General features: G+C 46.8%; 2 protein-coding genes. One reads left to right on the top strand and one right to left on the bottom strand.

The window, feature by feature from the left end; all coding sequences use genetic code 11:
* The coding region (locus RMO79_RS04945) for a catalase (protein WP_310481946.1) at positions 1–1,045 on the bottom strand (1,045 nt) is incomplete at its 3' end.
* Between the two features lie 753 nt (positions 1,046–1,798).
* On the opposite strand from RMO79_RS04945, the gene yqeK reads away from it, so the two are divergent.
* Positions 1,799–2,383 carry a bis(5'-nucleosyl)-tetraphosphatase (symmetrical) YqeK gene (gene yqeK, locus RMO79_RS04940; RefSeq protein WP_310481945.1) on the top strand — a complete coding sequence of 195 codons (585 nt, stop codon included), beginning with the start codon at positions 1,799–1,801 and terminating at the stop codon, positions 2,381–2,383.
* Positions 2,384–2,420: the final 37 nt, after the last annotated feature.

Raw genomic sequence — 2,420 nt, 5'->3', positions numbered from 1 at the left:
AGTCAATTCCTGGCACCACATTTGATGGTTGGAACGCAACTTGCTCGGTTTCGGCAAAGAAGTTGTCAGGATTGCGATTGAGTACCATTTTACCGATCGGGCGGACTGGTACGAGTTCTTCGGGAATCAATTTGGTAGAGTCCAAAATATCGAAGCCAAATTTCAGTTCGTCTTCTTCTTCAACGATCTGTACGCCTAGCTCGTACTCTGGATAGTTACCCATTTCGATCGAGTTCCACAATGTCCGGCGATGGAAATCGGGATCTTTGCCCGCGATCTTTTGGGCTTCATCAAATACGTTGGAGTGGGCACCTGCCATCGGTTTCCAGTGATATTTGACAAACACAGATTTACCCTCAGCATTGACCCACCGGAAGGTGTGAACCCCAAAACCCTGCATGGTGCTAAAGTTACGGGGCACCGTTCGATCTGATAATGTCCACATAATCATGTGCATCGATTCGGGCACGAGCGAAATAAAGTCCCAGAAATTCGGATGCGCGGTGGAAGCCTGCGGGATTTCATTATTGGGTTCGGGCTTGATGGAATGGACGAGATCGGGAAACTTAATCGCATCCTGAATAAAGAACACCGGAATGTTGTTCCCCACGATGTCATAGTTGCCATCCTCAGTGTAAAACTTCACCGAAAAGCCCCGCACATCGCGGACGCTATCTGCCGAGCCGCGCGAACCGCCAACAGTCGAAAACCGGACAAATACAGGCGTTTTGGTCGCTGGGTTTCCTAAGAACTTCGCCTTGGTAAATTCGGACATCGCTTCATAGGGCTGAAAATACCCGTGTGCGCCCGCGCCCCGCGCGTGGACTACCCGTTCGGGGATGCGCTCACGATCGAATGCCGATAATTTTTGTTGGAAGTGAAAATCTTCGAGCAATGTTGGCCCCCGTCCGCCCGCTTTGAGCGAATTATCGGTGCTGCTCAGTGGCACACCCTCATCGGTGGTTAGTCGTTCGCCTGGAGCGGTGCGATAGTTTTCTAGGCTCTGATTTTTGCTTTGCTCGTCAACTGAATTCTGTTCGCTCATGGTAATCTTGGAGGTTGCTGTTCTAGGCTCTCTAATTAGCTTGCGTTGTCAATTTATTACTTGGATGGAGGGAAAGTAAATCGAGTTTCCAAATACTTAAAATCACTGCGCTTTTTCAATCTAGGCATCAGAGATTTTTTTTAGCTCTGTCTTTGGGTAGAGATCGGATCGATCGCCAAAAAAAAGTAGATCTAAGGTCTCAAGCTACCAAACCGATCTGGTATTACGTTCGCTGATAATGCGATCGAAAAAATAATTTATCTTGTAATCCGGGAGCCTGGTTTCAGTGCTAGATAGCAGGCAGGAACTAACTATTATTGCTATCCCCAGCATAAAAGCAAACATTAAGCCAAGCTTCTTATGACTTATCGCTTGAACTATAAGTAAAGATATCATCCGAAAATAAATCGTTGCAATATCGAAAAGATTTGGTACTAGGCGATCGCAGTTAATTTAGTCGCAAAACACTTGAGTCAACTAAATTATTCACGGATATTGATGGTGCCGATCGCTCAGAAATACAAATGCTAAGTATATAGATCGATCGCTAAAATAATGCTTTCAAATTTAAATTATATCGATCGCTACTTACGTCAGAGATCGACAGGTATATTCGCCGCTAGGGAAACTTGGAGGTGTGGGAAGTGTGGGGCGCAGGGAGATTTGTAATTTCAGCATCCTCCCAACTCCCATCTCCTCAGCTAATTCAGCTAAAATAAAAGTGACAAAACTTCTGTTAAGATAATATCGACCGTGCGCGCACAGATTCTGGCTTGGCTCAACAATAACGTCCCTCCTAAACGAATTCAACATATACTAGGAGTGGAACGAATGGCGATCGAACTAGCCGAACATTATCAGCTAGATGCCGCTGTTGCCGCACGCGCTGGATTAATGCACGATCTGGCAAAATATTTCAAACCCCAACGTTTATTAGAACTAGCAAGAGCCGAAGGACTGCCGATCGATGAAGTGGATATAGCCGCACCTCACTTATTACATGCCGATGTCAGTGCGATCGTTGCCAGACAAGAATTTGGAGTCACAGATCCCGAAATTCTTCAAGCAATTGCCGACCACACATTAGGCAGACCCGGAATGGGTGCGATGAGTTGTATCGTATTCCTCGCCGATACCCTCGAAGCTGGACGTGGCGACACGCCAGAATTGCACTCACTTAGGGCATTGAGCTACCAGAACTTGCATCGAGCAGTTTGGCACACTTGCGACTACTCACTCCAATATCTGTTATCTACTCGTTGTCTCATCCATCCCCGCACGATTCGCACCCGTAATTGGGCGATGAATGCCAGTTACGATCTGGGCTTTAGGGATTAGGCTTTAGGCTTTCGGTGTGCCTACGGCAGGCTATCGC

Origin of the sequence: Chamaesiphon sp. VAR_48_metabat_403 (assembly GCF_031422475.1) — a bacterium.
Classification (GTDB): Bacteria; Cyanobacteriota; Cyanobacteriia; order Cyanobacteriales; family Chamaesiphonaceae; genus Chamaesiphon.
The sequence above is the reverse complement of the archived record's forward strand: the minus strand, read 5'-3'. Positions and strand labels throughout refer to the sequence as shown.